Source organism: Pantoea sp. USMM079 (genome assembly GCF_037153115.1).
Classification (GTDB): Bacteria; Pseudomonadota; Gammaproteobacteria; order Enterobacterales; family Enterobacteriaceae; genus Pantoea; species Pantoea communis.
On record NZ_JBBCKX010000001.1, the window covers coordinates 721,832 to 741,481 of the forward strand.

Here is a 19,650-nt window from a genome sequence, read left to right on the forward strand (position 1 = left end):
TTTTACTATCAGCGCTTCTTAGCACACCCAAATCCTTCCTCTGCCACACCGGAATCTTCCTGAAGTAAAATCTGTGCACTACAAGCGTGCGGCGCTGCACTTAAATGGCGCGCAGTTCGTGTTGTCATTACGCTTATTTCCTCAGGCATCTCATACCTGACACGCTTTTTATCCCCATGCAATCGGTTGCTTATTTTAGCAACCGATTGCGCATTCGATTGCGGTTCCAAAGGGACATGAAATTGAATGTGTAGTTTGTAAGTTGTTGATAGATAGCAATATTTTTATAAATCCTCATTGGCATAGCGTTTGCAATAAACCTTGAAGGCAACTCATTGCACTTTTACTTATCAAGGAACCGTTATGCCTTACGCCTCTGAAACGCTACTGCGCGCCAGCTTTTTTGATTTCACCGCACTGGCTTCTCAGCCCGATGATATCGCTGCGCATGCGCGCTACCTCGAAGACGGCTTGCTAACGTTGCGCGAGGGTAAGGTGGTGTCACTTGAAAGCTGGGAGATTGCAGAAGGGCGCGTTGATGCTGCCACGGTGATCGATCTGCGCGGCAAGCTAATTGTGCCGGGTTTTGTGGATACACATATTCACTATCCGCAAACGGAGATGATTGGCGCATTTGGCGAACAGTTGCTGGAGTGGCTAAACCAATATACTTTTCCGGTTGAGAGCCAATATCACTGCCCGGATCACGCGGCACAGATGTCTGCCTTCTTCCTGCAGCAACTGTTATCCAATGGCACCACCACGGCGCTGGTGTTTGGCACGGTGCATAAACAATCGGTCGATGCGCTATTCCAGGCCGCGCAACAGCTGGATATGCGTCTGATTGCCGGAAAGGTGATGATGGACCGCAACGCCCCCGCGTATCTGACAGAAACGCCGGAAGAGAGCTATCAGGATTCACGTGAACTGATTGAACGCTGGCATCAGCGTGGTCGTCTGAGCTATGCCTTGACGCCACGTTTCGCGCCCACCTCCTCGCCAGAACTGCTGGAGAAAGTCCGTCAACTGCGCAGCGAGTTCCCGGATACCTGGCTGCACACCCATCTGAGCGAAAATCAGCAGGAGATCGCGTGGGTCAAATCGCTGTTCCCGGAGCGGGACGGCTATCTCGATGTCTACCATCATCATCAGCTCACCGGAAAGCGCAGCGTATTTGCGCACTGTCTGCATCTGGAAGAGAACGAGTGGCAATGCCTGCACGACACCGATTCCTCTATCGCATTTTGTCCGACGTCGAACCTGTTTCTTGGCAGTGGCCTGTTCAATATTAAACGCTGCTGGCAGCAGGGCGTGCGCATGGGCATCGGCACCGATGTCGGCGCAGGCACCACCTTTAATATGCTGCAAACGCTGGGTGAAGCGTACAAAGTTGGGCAGTTGCAGCAGTACAAACTCAGCGCCTGCGAAGCCTTTTACCACGCGACACTGGGTGGCGCGCATGCACTGGATATCGACGATAAAATTGGCAATTTCAATCCCGGCAAAGAAGCGGATTTCGTGGTGATCGACCCGGCGGTTTCGCCGCTGCAAAAGCTGCGTAGCGGTAATAGCAAAGATATCTGGGAGCGCTTGTTTGTGATGATGACGCTGGGAGACGATCGCAACATTGCGCAAACCTGGGTCAGCGGCAAACCGGTGTGGCAGCGCGATCGAGAAGAGGCAACGGTATGATCCAGTTTCTGCTGAATAATCGGCTGGTCACCGAAACGGCCTTAGACCCGAATCTGACCGTGCTTAACTACCTGCGTAGCCATCAACAGCGGCGGGGAACCAAAGAGGGCTGCGCATCAGGTGACTGCGGTGCCTGTACGGTGACGCTGGGAAAAGTGGTGGCGGGGCGAATGCACTATCAGGCCATCAACAGTTGCCTGACGCTGGTTAGCAGCCTGCAAGGCAAACAGCTGATCACCGTGGAAGATTTGAAACAGGGCCGTGAACTGCACAGCGTGCAGCAGGCGATGGTGGATTGCCACGGCTCGCAATGCGGCTACTGTACGCCGGGCTTTGTCATGTCGCTGTTCACTTTGCAGAAAAATACACAGGGCTGGAATCGGCAGCAGGCTGAACAAGCGCTGGCAGGCAATCTGTGTCGCTGCACGGGCTACCGGCCAATTATGGCCGCCGCACAGCAAGCTTGTGAGCAACCCGCAGAAGATAATTTTACGGCGGATGAGTCGGCACTGGTTCAGCGCTTACAGGCGTTGAATAACCGGGAAGTACAAATACTGGAAGCCAACGGCAGCCGCTGTTTCGTCCCGAAAACACTGGCACAGCTCGCGGCACTGTATCAGCAGTATCCTGAAGCGCAATTGTTGGCCGGCGGCACCGATCTCACATTGAAAATGACTCAGCAGTACCAACGCTTACCGCTGTTGATCGCGTTGGAGCAGGTTGAGGCGTTAAGCGCCTGTTCTGAGGATGAGCAGGATATTCATCTGGGCGCTGCTGCACCGCTTCATTATTGCTACCATTTCCTGGCGGCGAGAATTCCTGCCTTCAGTGCCACACTAGAGCGCTTTGCATCATTACAGATCCGCAATCAGGGTACGCTCGGCGGCAATATCGGCAATGCTTCACCGATCGGTGATTGTGCGCCCATGTTGCTGGCACTCAATGCGCGATTGATGTTGCAGCAGGGAGAAAGCCTACGTGAAGTGCCGCTGGATCAGTTCTTCACTGGTTACAGGCAAACCGTGTTGCAGCCAGGGGAATTCATTCACTCAATAGTGATACCGAAAGTGACGGCGTCACCTGATTTCGTGGCATGGAAAGTGGCAAAACGTCTGGATGATGATATTTCGGCGGTGTTTATCGCCATCAACATTCAGCTTAAAGAAGGCGTGGTGGTGCAGCCACGACTGGCCTTTGGCGGCATGGCCGCAACGCCCAAACGGGCAACCGCAGCCGAGGCCGCGCTTAATGGTCAGCCACTGAATCAAGCTTCCATTGAGCAAGCCTGCGCGGCGCTCAACCAGGATTTCCAGCCGTTAAGCGATTTCCGCGCCAGCGCCGACTACCGCTTGCAGGTCGCGCGCAATCTATTGCGTCGTTACTACGCGCAAACCTGTGGCGAACTGACCCTTACCGAGGTGGCGCGCTATGTCTCATAACCGACCCGAACTCAGCGAAAAGCTGTTAAAAAGCCAGTTTGCCAGTGACATGAAAACCGGTGTGGGCCGCAGTCAGAAGCATGAAAGCGCCGATAAACACGTCACGGGTGAAGCGATTTATATAGATGATCGGCCGGATCTGCCTGGTCTACTGCATTTGTGCCCACGTCTGAGTGAGCATGCGCATGCGCGGATCACACATATCGATGTGCAGCCTTGCTATGCCGTGCCCGGCGTGGTGAGCGTGCTAACCTGGCGCGATGTGCCGGGTCTGAATGATGTGGGTCCGTTAGAGCCGGGCGATCCGTTACTGGCAATGGATACCGTGGAGTATCTCGGGCAGATTGTGATTGCGGTGGCAGCGGACTCACCCGAAGCCGCGCGTGCCGGTGCTGCCGCCGCCATCATCGAATATCAGCCGCTGCCGGCGATCCTGGATGTGCGTGAAGCCCTGGAACAGCGTCACTTTGTGCAGCAGCCGCACGTCCATCAACGGGGTAATGCTGAGGCGGCACTGGCGCGTGCGCCGCATCGTATTCAGGGTGAATTTCATATAGGCGGTCAGGAGCACTTCTATCTGGAAACCCAGACCGCGTTAGTGATTCCAGGTGAAGACGACAGCCTGCAGGTTTTCTCATCGACGCAGAACCCGACGGAAGTGCAGAAGCTGGTGGCCGAAGTGATGGATATCACCATGAACAAAGTCACCATTGATATGCGCCGGATGGGTGGTGGGTTTGGCGGTAAAGAGACGCAGGCTGCGGGTGTGGCCTGCTTGTGTGCGATTGCCGCGCGACAAACGCGTCGTCCGGCAAAAATGCGCCTGGCGCGACGCGATGATATGCGTATCACCGGTAAGCGCCATCCCTTCTTTGTGCGTTACGATGTGGGCTTTGATGAGGAAGGTCGTTTCTGTGGTGTCAAAATCGATTTGGCGGGAAACTGCGGTTACTCGCTCGATCTAAGTGGATCGATCGTCGATCGTGCGATGTTTCACGCCGATAACGCCTATTATCTCGGCGATGCGCTGATCACCGGTTATCGCTGCCGCACGCACACGGCGTCTAACACTGCCTATCGCGGTTTTGGCGGGCCTCAGGGCATGGTGGCGATTGAGCAGATCATGGATCACATTGCCCGCGAGCGCGGACTGGATCCGCTCGAACTGCGCAAGCGCAACTATTACGGCAAGCAGGATCGCAACATCACCCATTACCATCAGCACGTGGAGGATAATCTGCTGATGGAGATAACGGAGCAGCTGGAAGCCAGTAGCGATTACGCCACGCGTCGCGCGGACATCACCGCGTTTAACGCCAGTTATCGTTATATGAAACGCGGTCTGGCCTTAACGCCGGTGAAGTTTGGCATCTCCTTTACCTCCAGCTTCCTCAATCAGGCCGGTGCCTTAATTTTGATTTACACCGATGGCACGGTGCAGCTCAATCACGGTGGCACTGAAATGGGCCAGGGGTTGAACACTAAAGTGGCGCAGATTGTGGCGGAAGTGCTGCAAATCGATATCAGCCAGATTCAGGTCACGGCGACCGACACCGGAAAAGTGCCGAACACTTCACCAACAGCGGCCTCCAGCGGTGCCGATCTCAACGGCAAAGCGGCCCAAAATGCCGCGCAGATACTGCGCGATCGCATGACGGAAATGCTGTGTCAGCAGCACCAATGCACGGTCGACGCCATCTCCTTTAGCAATGGCATTGTGCGCGTGGGCGAGCAGCACTTTACCTTTGCGCAGGTGGCGCAGCAGGCGTGGTTAAATCAGGTGCCGTTATCCGCCACCGGATTTTACAAAGTGCCCGGCATCCATTACGACCGCAATGCCGGACGCGGCAAACCCTTCTATTACTTCGCCTATGGCGCCGCGTGCTGCGAAGTGCTGGTGGATACCTTAACCGGTGAGTATCGTTTGCTGCGCGCGGATATCCTGCATGACGTTGGCGCCTCGCTCAATCCGGCGCTGGATAATGGGCAAGTGGAGGGCGGTTTCGTGCAGGGTATGGGCTGGTTAACCTGCGAAGAGCTGGTGTGGAACGATCAGGGCAAGCTGCTGACAGACGGCCCGGCGAGTTACAAAATTCCCGCCATCAGCGATGTCCCACATGATTTGCGCGTCACGCTGGTAGAGAACCGTAAAAATCCTCAGGACACGGTGTTTCATTCGAAAGCCGTGGGTGAGCCGCCGTTTATGCTGGGCATTGCGGTGTGGTGTGCGTTACAGGATGCCGTAGCCAGCGTGGATAACTATCGCCGTCATCCGCAACTGGATGCACCCGCCACGCCAGAGCGCGTTTTCTGGGGCCTGCAGCGCCTCTCAGGAGCGGATGATGATTTATCATGACTGGATCGCCGTACTGCACAGTTTACGCGAGAAACGTGAGAGCTGCGTTTTAGTCACCGTGCTGAGCCAGCGCGGATCGGTCCCGCGCGATCGCGGCAGTAAAATGGTGGTCAGCGCCAGCGATACTTATCTCACCATCGGCGGCGGTCATCTGGAATATCAGTGCATTGCGCTGGCGCGCGAGATGCTGGAGCAGCGTTGCCAGCAGCCTCGCAGCGAAGAGTTTGCGCTGGCCGCGCGCCTTGGTCAGTGCTGCGGCGGGCATGCCACGCTGCTGTTTGAACCGCTGATGCAGCAGCAACCTGAAATCCAGCTTTACGGCGCAGGCCACGTCGGTCAGGCGCTGGTAAACCTGCTGGCAACGTTACCCTGTCACATTACCTGGGTTGATAGCCGCGCCGCCCAGTTTCGCCATGTGCCACCGGGTGTCACGGTGCGTCAGGTAGAGGACCCGATCGATTGCGTCAAAGAGGCCGCGCCCGACAGCTACTTCATTGTGATGACCCACGACCATCCGCTCGATTTGGCGCTAAGCGAAGCCATTTTGCGGCGCGGTGATTTTCGCTATGCCGGCGTTATTGGTTCGGCTACCAAAGCGCAGCGCTTTCGCTATCGGCTGGAAGGCAAAGGGATCGCTGCGGATGCAGTGGCGCGGCTGCGCTGTCCGCTCGGCCTGCCGGATGTGAAAGGCAAACTGCCAGCGGAAATCGCCGTGGCGGTAGCGGGTGAAATCATCAGTGTGTATCAGCGCCAGCAGAGCGGTTGTTGAGTGACGTTGAAACTGCCAGGATAGAAACATCCCGCCGCACCGGTTGCGGCGTTGCTGATTATCAGGAGCGATAATGACTTCACGAGCCAATCCGTTTTTCACCGTCAGTGCATTGCCCTATCAAACTCCGCCTTTTGACCTGATTCAGGAAGCCGATTTTCTTCCGGCGCTTGAAGCGGGTATTGAAGAGAAGCGTCAGGAAATTGCCGCCATCGCCACTAATCCTGAACCGGCTACTTTTGCCAACACCTATGAAGCTCTGGAGCGCAGTGGACAGTTGTTAAACCGCGTCAATCTGGTATTTGGTGCCATGACGTCAGCCAACACCAGTGATGTGTTGCAGGAAGTTGATGAGCTGATCACGCCTAAACTCACGGCGCTAAATGATGAAATCCATCTCAACAGCCAGCTGTTTGCCCGTCTCGATAACGTTTACCAGCATCGCGGCTCTGCCTGTCCGGATGCGGAATCGATGCGTTTGGTGGAAGTGACCTGGCAGCATTTCCAGCTGGCTGGGGCCAGCCTGAGCGACGCAGATAAAGAGCGGCTGCGTGCCTGCAATCAGGAACTCGCCACGTTGAGTACCCGTTTTGGCAATAAGCTGCTGGCGGCGACCAAAGCGGGCGCGTATACGGTGAGCAGCGCAGCGGCGCTGGCGGGATTGAGTGAAGAAGAGTTAGCACATGCCAAAGCCGCAGCGGAGGCGCGTGGATTGCACGGCGAATGGCTGCTGCCGTTACAGAACACCACGCAACAGCCCGCGTTGCAGTCACTGGAAGTGCGCGCCACGCGTGAAGCGCTGTTTAATCAGGCGCTCACACGCAGTGAACAGGGCGATGACAACGACACACGCGCGATTGTGTTACGCATGGCACAGCTGCGCGCTGAGCAGGCACAGCTGCTCGGTTTCAATACTTACGCCGAGTGGAGTATGCAGGACCAGATGGCGAAAACGCCGGATGCTGCCTTTGCGTTTATGCGAAATATCGTCCCGGCGGCGCGGGCACGCGCTGAGCGAGAAGCGTCAGACATCCAGCAGATCATTGAACAACAGCACCACACTTTCCCGCTGCGCGCCTGGGACTGGAATTTCTATGCTGAACAAGTGAGAAAAGCCAAATACGCCCTGGATGAGAGCCAAATCCGCCCGTACTTTGAGCTGAATAATGTGCTGGAAAAAGGCGTGTTCTGGTCCGCCAGCCAGCTGTTTGGCATCCGCTTCCAGCAGCGTCACGATCTGCCGGTGTATCATCCGGACGTCAACGTTTATGAAATCTTTGATGCTGATGATACGCCTTTAGCGCTGTTCTATACCGACCTCTATAAGCGTGATAACAAAAGCGGCGGCGCCTGGATGAGCAACTTTGTTGATCAGACCACGCTGCTGGGCACCAAGCCGGTGATCTACAACGTCTGCAACTACACCAAACCGCAGGCTGGGCAACCTGCGTTACTAAGCTGGGATGAGGTGATCACGCTGTTCCACGAATTCGGTCATGCGCTACACGGTCTGTTTGCCACCCAACGTTATCCAAGCCTGTCCGGTACCGCTACGCCACGCGATTTCGTCGAGTTCCCTTCGCAGATTAACGAGCACTGGGCCAGCGATGAAAAGGTGTTTGCCAACTATGCCCGTCATTATCAGAGCGGTGAGGCGATGCCCGTGGAACTGCGCGAGAAGATGGTGCGCGCATCTAAGTTCAACAAGGGCTACGACATGACCGAACTGCTGGCGGCGGCGTTGCTGGATCTGCAATGGCATTCGCTGACCACGCAGGACAATCCGCAGGATGTCAGTCACTTTGAACTGCAGGCGCTGGCGGCAGAGCACATCGCGTTAGCTACCGTACCACCGCGCTATCGCTCCACCTATTTCCGTCATATCTGGGGCGGCGGTTACGCGGCCGGTTATTACGCCTATATCTGGACGCAAATGTTAGCCGATGATGGTTATCAGGCCTTTGTTGAACGTGGTGGGTTGAGTCGTGAGAATGGCCAGCAATTCTGCGATCATATTCTTTCACGCGGTAACAGCAGCGATCTGCAACATTTGTGGCTGGCATGGCGTGGAAAAGCACCGGAGATTGGTCCGATGCTGAAGAATCGCGGTTTAGAAGAGGCGTGATAAGTAGGGCGCACGGCGTTAAGTGAACCCCTGTATGGAGTCACTCCCGGCGGTGTGCCCTGGCGTTAACCCAGCGGCCCACCTTCAATGGTGTCGCACATGCCGGCCAGCACTCGCTCGCCGGTTTCGTTTTTCAAATCGGTGTACCACGCAGCGGTGATTTCGGCATCTTTGGCATGCGTCACGTCGCAGCGTTTACGTGCTTTCAACACCAAATCTTTAGTGCGTTCCACGCGGCGCGCCTCGTAGCGCTGCAATCCATCTTCGATACCCAGCGAATGTGAGGCCAGCGTCTGCGCCAGCACCACCGCATCTTCCATCGCGGCGCAACCGCCCTGGCCGATATCTGGCGTGGTGCTGTGGGCGGCATCGCCGAGCAAGGCCACACGACCTTTGACGAAACGGCTAAAGGGTTCGATATCGTGGATTTCGACCCGGTTGGTGGTGTCGGGATTAATGCTGTCGATCAGGCGCTGCACCGGATCGGCCCAGCCGCTGAAGTAATTCTTCAGATCCTGGCGCAGGGTGGAACGATCTTCTGCTAAGCCTTTAGGCAAAGGCACATCGAAGAAGAAGTAAAAGCGGTTGCCGCTCACTGGCATCAGGGAAACGCGCTTGCCTTCACCGACAAAGGTTGTCCACTGATCGGCTGGGGCGATGCTTTCATCTATGGTCACTAAGCCGTTCCAGTTAACGTAACCGGCGTAGCGTCGTTCTACATTTTCACCTAGCACATAGTGGCGGATCACGGAATGCGTACCGTCGGCGGCGATCAGGAAATCGCCTTCAGCCTGACTACCATCATCAAACCAGGCGGTGACGCCGGTGGTGCTTTGCTCGACGTGGGTCACGCGTTTACCGAACTGAATGCGTGAGCGACCATAGGTATCGATCAGCATCGCCTGTAACTCGGCGCGAGCGACCGGATAAGGGTATTCGCCCACCTGCTGCACCAGTGGGGACAGGCTGAAGCGGGTCAGGGTGCTGCCACTGTGCGCATCGTTATAGGCCATAAACGCCATATTGCCGCCCAGCGCCTGCAGTTGCTGTTTCATGCCAAGCGCGTTTAGGCATTTGACGCCGTTGGGCCAGATCGAGATCGCCGCACCGACTGGCTTCATCTCTTTGACCGCTTCAAAAACGGCCGTATCGAATCCTGCTTTCTCCAGCGCAATCGCCGCGCTCATGCCGCCAATGCCCGCTCCAATCACAATCGCTTTCATCACTGTCTCCTTTGTCTACCTGATTACCCCTGCAACTTTCGTACCATTCGTTTTATCTCAAGGGAATTTAATTAAGTCATTGATTGTTAATGGCTGTGTGCAGCTGAGCTATTCACGCACCGCACCGTTTTTGAGCAACCATTTGCACGGCGATGGGGCGGCGGAACCCGATCGTGAATCAAATGTTCCAGCATGGCATTTGGCAGAGAAGAGGCCATACTGTTTAGAGCCTTTTCGCGAGGAATTTCCCATGAAGTGGATAATGGTGTTGATGATGCTGTTCAGTGCGGGTGCTATGGCGCAAACCCAGTGGCAACCGGAAAGAAAAGCGCCCGTGGTGCAACTGACGCCGGTGGCGGCCAAATGCGATCTCTCGTCCTGCCAGCAAAACTGTTATGTACAGCAATCGCAATGCAAAAATGACAACGGCGGCGGCTGTGGATCGCTCGCACAAATTTGCGTACAAAACTGTTCGAACGAGTGCCGATAAATGAAATAAATCTGTCATAACAGGGTGTTAGCGTGTTTCCCCGGCAAGGTAATATTCTGATAACAGGGGAAAATAATGAAAACCCGCTATACACTGATTGCAACGGTTTTACTGCTCGCTCAACAGGCCCATGCGACAACACTGCCGCAGGCGGCCGCACTGGCTGCACAAACGTCTACCGGTTCAACCCCAGGCTATACGCAGCTGGAGCAACAGTCGTTGCAGGCTCAGCGCACCTGGCTGCAAGGCGACAGTGCGTCACTGAAACGTGAGCAACTGGAAAAAGCCAAACAGACCAGCACGCAGGCAGACAAAGCCTGGCTGAAAAGCAGTGGCTATGATTTCAACGTGAAGCAAAATCAGCAGGCTGGCATCGCGCTGTTATCAGGTTTCAGCACATTGCCAGACAGCGTATTGACGGCTAACCGCGCCACCGTGACTGATATCAACCTGAATGCCACGCAGAACGTGCGTCATCAGGCGTTGCAGGATGCGGAAGCGATCGGCTCGCTGTATTTCCTGTCTGACGCCATGGGTCCGCGTCTTGGTAAAGCCTTCATCGCGGCTTATGACAAAGGCGAACTGAGCAAAGCCGCTGCGCTGATTAAGGCCAGTGAAGTCAGCACCAGCGCTGCCAAAAAACACTTTAACTATCCGCGCCCGTTCCTGCATGAAGGCAATACCATCCATCTGGTACCCGATGATGTGGTGGTGAAAGACAATGTGCGCTATACCGCGGACGGCGGATCGTTCCCCAGCGGGCACACCAATACCGGTTATACCGATGCGCTGCTGATGGCCGAAATGGTGCCGGAACGCTTTGAGGCACTGGTCACCCGTGGTGCGCGTTATGGATATTCGCGTCTGGTGTTAGGCGTGCACTATCCGCTGGACGTGATGGGTTCACGTATGGTGGCAGAGCGCAACGTGGCGACTTACCTCAACGATGCACGCTATCAGGTGCTGTTCAAAGAGGCGCGCGATCAACTGCGTGCCGCGCTGGAGAAGGAGTGTGGTACTTCACTGGCTGAATGCGCACGTTCGACCGGCAAGGACGATCCTTACCGCGCGCCGGATATGAAGCAGTTCTATCGTTTCACGCTGAGCTACAATCTGCCAAAAGCCAATGTGAAAAACACGCCGATTCAGGTGCCGCAGGGCGCAGAGATCCTGCTGAAAACGGCGCTGCCGCACCTGTCCGACGCGCAGATTCGTCGCCTGATGGTGAAAACCGCCTTGCCAAACGGTTATCCGTTGTCGGGCAATGCCGAGCAATCCTTCTGGCAGCGCGTCGATCTCACCGCCGCGTACAGCATGGCGAAGTGATCCTGACGCGGGCACTAACGTCGTCAATACGTCGGTGCCCGCAACTCACGGATTTGCGTTCTTGGTACGTTGATCAAACGCGAAGAGCGTAGAAAGGATTAACGCGATGACTGTAGCAACAGCGGGATAGTCAGGACTCACCGCACATTATCTTTTCAGACTACCGTATTCAGCATGATGATTCGCAGTGTATAGCCACGGCCCGAGAGCTAATCGACGATAAATAGCTTTGCACCGTACGTCGTGGAGGAACGATGTGCTTCGGCATTATCGGCCACCTGATAGCTCACGCCAGGCGTTAGGGTAAAAGTGCGGCCATCTTCCAGTTCGGTGATCATTTCGCCTTCCAGACACAGCAATATATGACCTTTGCTGCACCAGTGATCGGCGAGATAACCCGGCGAATACTCCACCATGCGCACACGAATATCGCCAAAACGCTGAGTACGCCACAGCGCAAAACCGCTGTCACCCGGATGTTTTTCAGTTTCGAGGGTGCTCCAGTCGGTAATGCCAAACGGTAGTTGATTGATCTGCACGACGCTATCCTTAATGAAATCGACAAGAGCACAACATTACCGTCTGGCAAAATAATAACCAGCAAATTCAACCCACTTCACGCCACATTTCGCTCATCGCCAGCTCCAGCCTTTTGAACACCCGATAACGTGCATCATGAAACGCAAAGCGTTCCGGGCGTGGCTGTAACTCGCCGGGATTAAGGCGTACTGCTTGCTGTGCCGCCATGGCCAGATCGGGCCAGACACCTACGCAGACGCCCGCACAAAGCGCAGCACCCAGCGCGCCAGTCTCTTTGCACTCAGCCACGCGAATCGGAACGCCCAACACATCAGCAAACATTTGCGGCCAGATGCAGCTGCGCGCCGCGCCACCAGAAAGGGTCGCGTGGGTAAACGGAATCCCTGCTGCGCGCAAGCGATCAATGTGTGCGCGATGGGCAAATGTCACGCCTTCAAACAGCGCAAACAGCATATCTGCGCGCGTATGCCAGCCGCTCAAGCCATAAAACCCCGCTTTTGCGGGTTCAGATTTACGACCGGAATAGAGGTAAGGATGATAGAGCGGCAACTGCGGGTTGGGTTCAACATGGGCCACGGTATCACTGCTGTGCGCCGCGCCGTTGCCAGCGCGTCCATCATCGAACTCACGCAGGAACCAGTCGAGATTGGCGGCCGAGGTGGCGCTGGCTTCAATCGCCATAAAGCGATCATTTTCAATAATTGAATTCATAAACACGGGCCGCTGGTAATCCGGTTTATCGACCACCACCTGATTGATGCTCCAGGTTCCTGCGACGATGGAAGCCTCGCCGGTTTTGACCACGCCGGAGCCAATGGCACTGGCCACCACATCAAAAATGCCGGCCACCACCGGAATGCCTGACGGTAACCCGGTGAGTTGCGCGGCGCGCGCGGTCACGTGTCCGACCACCGCACAAGACTCGCGCAGAGGTGGCAGCAGGTTAAGCGCCTCTTCAATGCCATACAGCGCCATCAACTCGTGGCTGTAATTGCGCTGTCGATAATCGATTAATCCGGCTCCGGCGGCATCGGAAACCTCAGCGCTGATAGCCCCGCAGAGGAAATGGGCGATGACATCTTTAGCACACAACAAATGGCCGATCTGCGCCCAGCGATCGGGCTGATGCTGTTTAATCCAGCTGATCAGCACGGGCGTGGCGGCGGGCCAGGGCTTCTGCAGCGAAAGTTGATAGATGGCTTTATCGGTACCGCTGGCTTCCAGGCCCTGCACGGTTTCGATGGCACGATGGTCGATGGATTGAATGCCGAACAACGGCTGCTGCTGCTTATCAAGTGCATACAGACCGTTACCGTGACCCGCCGCGCCCACGGCAATAACCTCATTCGCCGCGCTGCCCGCCTGTTGCAGGCAGCGCGTGACGGCCACGCTGACCCCGTGCCAGATATCTTCTACCGGACGCTCCGCATAACCTTCTTGCGGCTGGAGGGTTTCTCCCGCACATTCGGCAACCGACAGTACGCGGCCACTGAGATCGAACAGTACCGCTTTGATCATGGTGTTTCCGGCATCTATGCCGAGAAGTTGACTCATATCCGACTCCGATTCACAGACGAAGACGGCGCACCGCTTAAGCGCCGGTGCAGGTAAAACTCAACCCTGCTGATAAATGTCCAGGGCTTCCGCGCCGCTGGCGCCCTGGTGGATGATCGCCATCAGCGCTTTCACCACGCGAGACGGATTATCGTGTTGATACACGTTCCGGCCGTACACCATGCCGCTGGCACCTTGCGCCATTAACGCCGCGCTTTTGGCCAGCACCGGTGCCAGTTCCCCTTTGCCGCCACCGCGCACCAGCGTCGGACAGCGCGCCGCTTCCACTACGCGGTGAAAATCTTCCACCTTCTCCGTCGGATCGGCTTTGATGATGTCGGCGCCGAGTTCACGCGCCAGACGCACCAGCGGCACGATTTTCTCAACATCACCGATCGAACCGTAAGCCGCGCCTTGTCCTGCCGGCGCCATTACCAGAGGTTCGATCATCAGCGGCATCGCATAACGATCGCACGCCTGACGCAGACGGCCGATGTTCTCCACGCACATACGGAAAATGCCGGGTTCATCGGGGATCAGATAGAGATTCACTACCACCGCAGCCGCATCCATCTGCAACGCGGCGAGGATTGGCTCATCCGGGTTGTGCAACACCGCCCACATTTCGCGATGGCGCGCCGCGTTATAGGCGTTGCCGACATCCGTGCGCATCACCAGCGCCGGTTTCCGTCCCGCGACCTGTTGCAACAGATCGGCCTGACCGTAATTCACCTGAATGGCATCCGGTTGCGCGGCGATCAGGTTCTCCATCACACCTTCGATGTTCTCTAACCCAATCAGAAAGTCGGGCTCATTCGCAATACCGTGGTCGATAGCCACATCAAGGCACTTACCGTGTTGAAACATACGATTCATGCGGACTTTATTGCTGACTAACATGGCGTGTTTCCTCCTGGAAAAGAGTGGGGTTGAGATCGGTCAGGCCGTGCTGTCGCGCCAGACTGGCGCAACTGCTTTGCAGATGGTTTTGCAGTTGAGTGGCGTTCCAGCCGCGCAGGTCAGCCATCAGTTGAGCAATTTCGGCCACCAGTGAGGGCGTCAATTCGCCGCAAATCGCCAGCGACGTGCGGCGCACCAGCAGGTCTTCAAGTTGCTGAACCTGCTCATGCTCAATAAGGTAACGAAGTTCCAGCGCGCTATACTCCGCATGATGCTGCAGCGGCTGCTCCCCCTGTTGCTGGATCAATTGCAGGATTGGCATGGCGCGGCTGCCATAACGGCGGACTAACTGCGATACGCGGGACAAGGGCAGTGAATGCAGATGCGCGAGTTGGGCAAGCCACGCGGTTTGCCCGGAAGGTGCAGGGAAGTCGCGTCCACCGCCGATGGGCAGATCGCCGCTCGACACACGGCGCTTTTCTCCGATCAGACGCAATACCCGATCCGCGGCCTCTTCACCAAACTGACGAAAGGTGGTCCATTTGCCGCCGACCAGGCATAGCAAGCTGTAAGCATGTGCGGCATCAGGCGGCAGCAGCACCAGCGAGTGATTGCGCGAGATTTGCCCGTTAACTTTGGCGTTGCTGGCCGGAAGCGGACGCACACCGCAAAAGGTGTAGAGAATCGACGATTCCGGCACCACGACGTCAGGAAAAACAAAGCGCAACGACTCAAGGATGTAGGCTTTTTCCTCCTCTTCACACACCACGCTATCGGGATCGTCCACGCGGATATCCGTGGAACCGAGCAGCACTTTGCCAAACCACGGAAACATAATGCAGACGCGGCCTTCCTGGTTTTCGAAATAGACCATTTCCCCATCGAGCATCTGTAACAGTTTGGGGTGATCAATGATCAAATGCGAACCCTTGGTCCCGCCAATCAGTTTGGTGAAATGTTCCGAGGGCGCCAGACGCTGATTGAGCTGATCTATCCACGCGCCGCCGGCATTCACCAATACATGCGGCTGCAGAGTAAAGTGCTCACCGCTGAGTGCATCCTGTAACGTAACGGATTCGCCATCGGCGCTCACCAGTTGCAAATAATTCAGCGCCACTGCCTCCGGACAAGCACGCTCGGCATCTTCAATCAATTCATAACCCAGTCGTTCCGGTGCACTGATCCAGGCATCGTAGTAGCTGGCGCTGTATTTCACCCAGGGGGCAAATCCTGGCCAGCGGTCGCGCGTGGCTGCCTCACCGCGCACCTGATGTTTGGGCATCGATCCGTACTGCCTGGTGTAGACATCGTAGAGACTGAGGCCAGTTTTGATCAGCAGAGCGCCGCGGCGTGTGGGTTTGTCGCTCAGACGCAAAAAACGCCGCGTGGCATTGAGCAGTCCGCCGCCAAGGTTGTCGATCGGGACAGTGGTACGCAGCGGAAAAACATAGTGCGCCGCGTTTTTCAGTAGCCGGTCACGCTCCATCACCGACTCTTTGACCAGCGTAAACTCGCCGGTTTCCAGATAGCGCAGTCCGCCGTGGATCATACGAGACAGCGCGCCGCTGGCCGCCTGGCACCAGTCACCTTTTTCCACCAGAACCGCCGGAATACCCTGCAATGCCAGTTCGCGAAAGGTGCTGATGCCGTTGATGCCGCCACCGACAATCAGCACTGGTGTCGTGGTGCGTTGTCGTAAAGCGCTGAGTCGCTGCTCGCGTGTTGCATTATTCTCCATGGATTGCTCCCCGGCTCTTGGCCATTTCGAGTACGCCTGCTGCGGTGGATTCGTCGGTGACCATGCCTTTTAGCCACTGGCCTTGCAGCGCACAGTGGATGGGATCCACTTTGTCGCGTCCGGCCACCACCGCCATAGAAAAGGGAATACGTTGTAGCTCCGATAAGGTCAGCCCAACCAGCCGCTGATTGGCGTCAAACGGCGCGGGCTGGCCTCGTGCATCGAGTAACCAGGCTAGCAGTTCGCTGCGTGCGCCACTGGTTTCGATGCTGGCGGATGCATGACGAGCTGCCAGATTCAAATCGTAGTAGCTGGAACTGTCGCTGTGAATAGAACCAAGACCGACCACTGCTAGCGTAGCGTTACGCGCTTTATCCAGCACCCGGTCTACGGCACTGATTCTCATCAACATGTCACGTTCAGCAGCAGAGTCAGTGAAGAGCGGGGCATGAATCTGCCAGGCATGGCCGCCAAGCCGAGCCGCCATTTCAGAGGCAACATGATTCACGTCGGTATAGTGCTTTCCTTGCACGCAACCCAATGCAGGCACGACCTGAACATCGTATTTGCGCGAAGGATGCAGTGCCTCCACCAGAGCGCTCACGCCTTTGCCACCGGTGATCGCAATAACGTCGCCATCTTTCAGACGTGATAGCAAATAATCCGCCGCCGCCGCGCCCACCATCTGTAAATTCTGCTCATCACTGCGCGCGACATTGGGTGCCACCACCACCTGTTGCAGTTGACCCCATTGCTGCAGATCACTTTCGAGTTGGTGGGCCGACAGCCAGGGCGATTTAATAGTGATTTCCACCATGCCGCTCTCTTTGCCCTGACGAATCAGGCGATTCACGCTGGCGACCGACAACCCGGTTTCCACCGCAATCTCCGACTGCTTTTTGCCGTCGAGGTAATACATCACCAATACCTGATAAATCTGGCGTGCACTGTGAAATGCTGGATGTTCGCTGGCGAATTCCATCGATGATGCGTCCTTATGCTGCCCGATATTTATTCAGCAGGTGGTCGATCGACACCGCCGCCAGCAGAATTAAACCTTTGATCAAGTCCTGCCAGTAGACGGAAACATTAATCAGGATCAGTGAGCTGGTCACGATGGAGAGCAGTGCGACACCTAAAACCGCGCCCAGAATCGAGCCAGTGCCGCCTTTCAGGCTTGCGCCGCCTATCACCGCCGCCGCTATCACGTTCAGTTCCATCCCTACGCCAAAGGTCGGGGTAGCTGAGCCTAACCGCGCCATATAAATAATGCCGGCTACACCTGCTAGCGTTGAGGTGAGTACCGTGACCCACAGTTTTATGCGGTTGATGTTGATGCCGGAATAGGCCGCCGCACGTTCATTACTGCCGGTATAAAATACTTTGCGGAACAGCGTGGCTTTGCGCAGCAGGAAATCGAACAGGGCGACCAATACAAAGAACAGCAGGATGACAAACGGAATGCCCCACATGGCACCCTGGCCGATAAATTTGAAACTGACGGGAAGTGTGAACAGCGACAGCGGCGTGCCCTGGGTGATGATCATGCAAAGCCCGCGCACAATCACCATCGCTGCCAGCGAGGCAATAAAATGACTCAGGCCGATTTTGGTCACTGTTAAACCCATCAGCAAGCCTACCAGTGCGGCGGCAGCTATTCCTCCCAGGCTGGCCAGCCAGGGATCCACCCCACTGAGAAACAGTTGTCCCGCGACCACCATAGAAAGGCACACCACCGCGCCGACCGAGAGATCGAGACCGCCGACGATCAACAAGATCGTCATACCGATCACCACAATGCCTTCAATCGAAAACGACAACAGCATCGCTTTCATATTGGCCCACGTCAGGAAGTAGGGTGAGGTAAAACTCATCACGATAAAGATTAACGCGATGATCGCAATCAAGCCGATTTCCCGCTGCTTGTGCAGGCCGCCAAACAATGACAGCCGGGATTTGCCTGCTCCGGGCAAGGTCGTATTCATGGTCATAGCGCCTCCACTTCAGGGGGAATGCCAGCAGCCAGTCTCATCAGATTCTCCTCGGTCATTGCATCGCCGGTCACTTCACCGGTGATGTGACCTTCATGAATCACGATAATGCGGTCACATAAACCAATCAGCTCAGGTAACTCTGATGAAATCACCACCAGTCCGACACCGTTATGTGCTAATTGGGCGAGGATCTGGTAGATCTCTGCCTTGGCGCTGACATCGACGCCGCGCGTCGGTTCATCAAGAAAGATGATTTCGGGGTGCACCGACAGCACGCGCGCTAGCGCCACTTTCTGCTGATTGCCGCCAGAAAGCGATGACACCGGGTCACTCAATTTGCCGCTTTTCAGTTTGACCTGATACGCCAGCGCTTCCGCTTGCGCACGCTCGCGGCTTGGGCTTAGCGTCAAACCGCGATGGCTAATCGCGCGGACATCCAGCGCCGAGATGTTCCAGTCAATTGGCATTGCTAAAAACAGCCCGGCGTCCTTACGATCTTCGGATAAATAAACCATGTGCTGTTGGATACTGGCGGCGTAATTTTTCAGTGTTGCTGGCTGGCCTTTGATACGAACAGTGCCGTGAGTTACCGGCTGCAATGCGCACACGCCCTGAGCGATTTCGCTACGACCCGCGCCCATCAAGCCACCAATGCCGAGAATTTCGCCGGGATACAACTCGAAATTGATATCGTAAAAACGCTGACTATCGCTAAGAGATCGTACCTCCAGCAGCGGTGCGGCACGATGAGAGGGGCGTTTATCGGGATAGAGTTGCGACAATTCGCGACCGACAAGGCGCGTAATGACTTCATCCGGTGTCATGCTGTTCAATGGCGCACTGTGCACCGTCCGGCCATCGCGCAGAATGGTGATGTGCTGACAAAGCGCAAAAATCTCGGCCATACGATGACTGATATACACCACCGTGATGCCCTGATCGCGCAGTTGACGCACGATGGTGAACAGCGTCTGCGCTTCTGGTTCCGTGAGCGCTGCAGTGGGCTCATCCAGAATCAGTAAACGACAATCCAGCGTCAGTGCTTTGGCAATCTCTACGAGTTGCTGTTGTGACAACGACAGTTCGCTAACCTTTTTACTCACTGGAATCGGCGCAAGGCGATTCATAACCTGCTGCGCTTTTTTCCTCAAGGTTTTATGCGGTAATAGAAAGCCGCGCTGCTGATGCGCCATCCAGATATTTTCATAGATAGTAATATCCGGGCACAACGCGATCTCCTGATGCACCAGCCCGATGCCTAACCGCTGCGCCTCACGCGGCGAGCGAATGGTTACGGATTGTCCCTCCAACACTATTTCACCGCTGTCGGGGCGCAGAATGCCATCAATGATATTCATCAGAGTAGACTTACCCGCGCCGTTTTCACCAGCCAGCGCATGAATTTCACCGGACCTTAGCGTAAGATCAACGTCCTGTAACGCCTGTACTGCGCCGAAGCGTTTGCTGATGCTGCGTAACTCAAGCAGTGCCGTCATCATCTTTC

The 19,650-nt window shown here is 55.9% G+C and carries 15 protein-coding genes; 7 read left to right on the forward strand and 8 right to left on the reverse strand.

Annotation, left to right across the window (positions count from 1 at the left end):
* The first annotated feature begins 363 nt into the window (after positions 1 to 363).
* The 5 genes from guaD (at position 364) to dcp (ending at position 8,381) form a co-directional block, all read left to right on the forward strand.
* Positions 364 to 1,692: a guanine deaminase gene (gene guaD / locus WFP70_RS03445; protein WP_337022603.1), complete on the forward strand. Its 1,329-nt coding sequence runs from the start codon at positions 364 to 366 to the stop codon at positions 1,690 to 1,692.
* Positions 1,689 to 3,131, forward strand: a complete 1,443-nt coding sequence (xdhA, locus tag WFP70_RS03450; RefSeq protein WP_337022604.1) for a xanthine dehydrogenase small subunit — start codon at positions 1,689 to 1,691, stop codon at positions 3,129 to 3,131. Before guaD ends, xdhA begins: the two co-directional genes overlap by 4 nt.
* Positions 3,121 to 5,487 carry a xanthine dehydrogenase molybdopterin binding subunit gene (xdhB, locus tag WFP70_RS03455; protein WP_337022605.1) on the forward strand — a complete coding sequence of 789 codons (2,367 nt, stop codon included), beginning with the start codon at positions 3,121 to 3,123 and terminating at the stop codon, positions 5,485 to 5,487. The genes xdhA and xdhB overlap by 11 nt, the downstream gene beginning before the upstream one ends.
* A complete protein-coding gene (gene xdhC, locus WFP70_RS03460; RefSeq protein ID WP_337022731.1) occupies positions 5,474 to 6,256 on the forward strand; it encodes a xanthine dehydrogenase accessory protein XdhC in 783 nt (260 codons plus the stop codon). The genes xdhB and xdhC overlap by 14 nt, the downstream gene beginning before the upstream one ends.
* Positions 6,257 to 6,329: 73 nt before the next feature.
* Positions 6,330 to 8,381, forward strand: a complete 2,052-nt coding sequence (gene dcp / locus WFP70_RS03465; protein ID WP_337022606.1) for a peptidyl-dipeptidase Dcp — start codon at positions 6,330 to 6,332, stop codon at positions 8,379 to 8,381.
* Positions 8,382 to 8,446: 65 nt separating this feature from the next.
* Here dcp and hpxO read toward each other — a convergent pair whose 3' ends face one another.
* Positions 8,447 to 9,604, reverse strand: coding sequence for an FAD-dependent urate hydroxylase HpxO (gene hpxO, locus WFP70_RS03470; protein ID WP_337022607.1), 1,158 nt, complete (start codon positions 9,602 to 9,604; stop codon positions 8,447 to 8,449).
* Between the two features lie 250 nt (positions 9,605 to 9,854).
* Between hpxO and WFP70_RS03475 the strand changes: the two genes are divergently transcribed.
* Positions 9,855 to 10,094, forward strand: a complete 240-nt coding sequence (locus tag WFP70_RS03475; protein ID WP_058960503.1) for a hypothetical protein — start codon at positions 9,855 to 9,857, stop codon at positions 10,092 to 10,094.
* A 75-nt stretch (positions 10,095 to 10,169) separates the two neighbouring features.
* Positions 10,170 to 11,420, forward strand: a complete 1,251-nt coding sequence (locus WFP70_RS03480; protein WP_337022608.1) for an acid phosphatase — start codon at positions 10,170 to 10,172, stop codon at positions 11,418 to 11,420.
* A 209-nt stretch (positions 11,421 to 11,629) separates the two neighbouring features.
* Here the strand turns inward: WFP70_RS03480 and WFP70_RS03485 are convergent, their stop codons facing one another.
* From WFP70_RS03485 to WFP70_RS03515, 7 genes are all read right to left on the reverse strand, one after another.
* Positions 11,630 to 11,959, reverse strand: a complete 330-nt coding sequence (locus WFP70_RS03485) for a DHCW motif cupin fold protein (protein ID WP_058960505.1) — start codon at positions 11,957 to 11,959, stop codon at positions 11,630 to 11,632.
* A 67-nt stretch (positions 11,960 to 12,026) separates the two neighbouring features.
* Positions 12,027 to 13,514, reverse strand: a complete 1,488-nt coding sequence (locus WFP70_RS03490; protein WP_337022609.1) for an FGGY-family carbohydrate kinase — start codon at positions 13,512 to 13,514, stop codon at positions 12,027 to 12,029.
* A 60-nt stretch (positions 13,515 to 13,574) separates the two neighbouring features.
* A complete protein-coding gene (locus WFP70_RS03495; protein ID WP_337022610.1) occupies positions 13,575 to 14,414 on the reverse strand; it encodes a class I fructose-bisphosphate aldolase in 840 nt (279 codons plus the stop codon).
* Positions 14,398 to 16,152 (reverse strand): glycerol-3-phosphate dehydrogenase/oxidase, encoded by a 1,755-nt coding sequence (locus WFP70_RS03500; protein ID WP_337022611.1) that lies wholly within the window; start codon positions 16,150 to 16,152, stop codon positions 14,398 to 14,400. Before WFP70_RS03500 ends, WFP70_RS03495 begins: the two co-directional genes overlap by 17 nt.
* The gene (locus tag WFP70_RS03505; RefSeq protein ID WP_034823454.1) at positions 16,142 to 17,134 is read right to left on the reverse strand and encodes a sugar-binding transcriptional regulator; all 993 of its coding nucleotides are present in this window, start codon (positions 17,132 to 17,134) and stop codon (positions 16,142 to 16,144) included. Before WFP70_RS03505 ends, WFP70_RS03500 begins: the two co-directional genes overlap by 11 nt.
* A 13-nt stretch (positions 17,135 to 17,147) precedes the next feature.
* Positions 17,148 to 18,143: an ABC transporter permease gene (locus tag WFP70_RS03510; RefSeq protein ID WP_097117112.1), complete on the reverse strand. Its 996-nt coding sequence runs from the start codon at positions 18,141 to 18,143 to the stop codon at positions 17,148 to 17,150.
* Positions 18,140 to 19,645 (reverse strand): sugar ABC transporter ATP-binding protein, encoded by a 1,506-nt coding sequence (locus WFP70_RS03515; protein WP_337022612.1) that lies wholly within the window; start codon positions 19,643 to 19,645, stop codon positions 18,140 to 18,142. The genes WFP70_RS03510 and WFP70_RS03515 overlap by 4 nt, the downstream gene beginning before the upstream one ends.
* Positions 19,646 to 19,650: the final 5 nt, after the last annotated feature.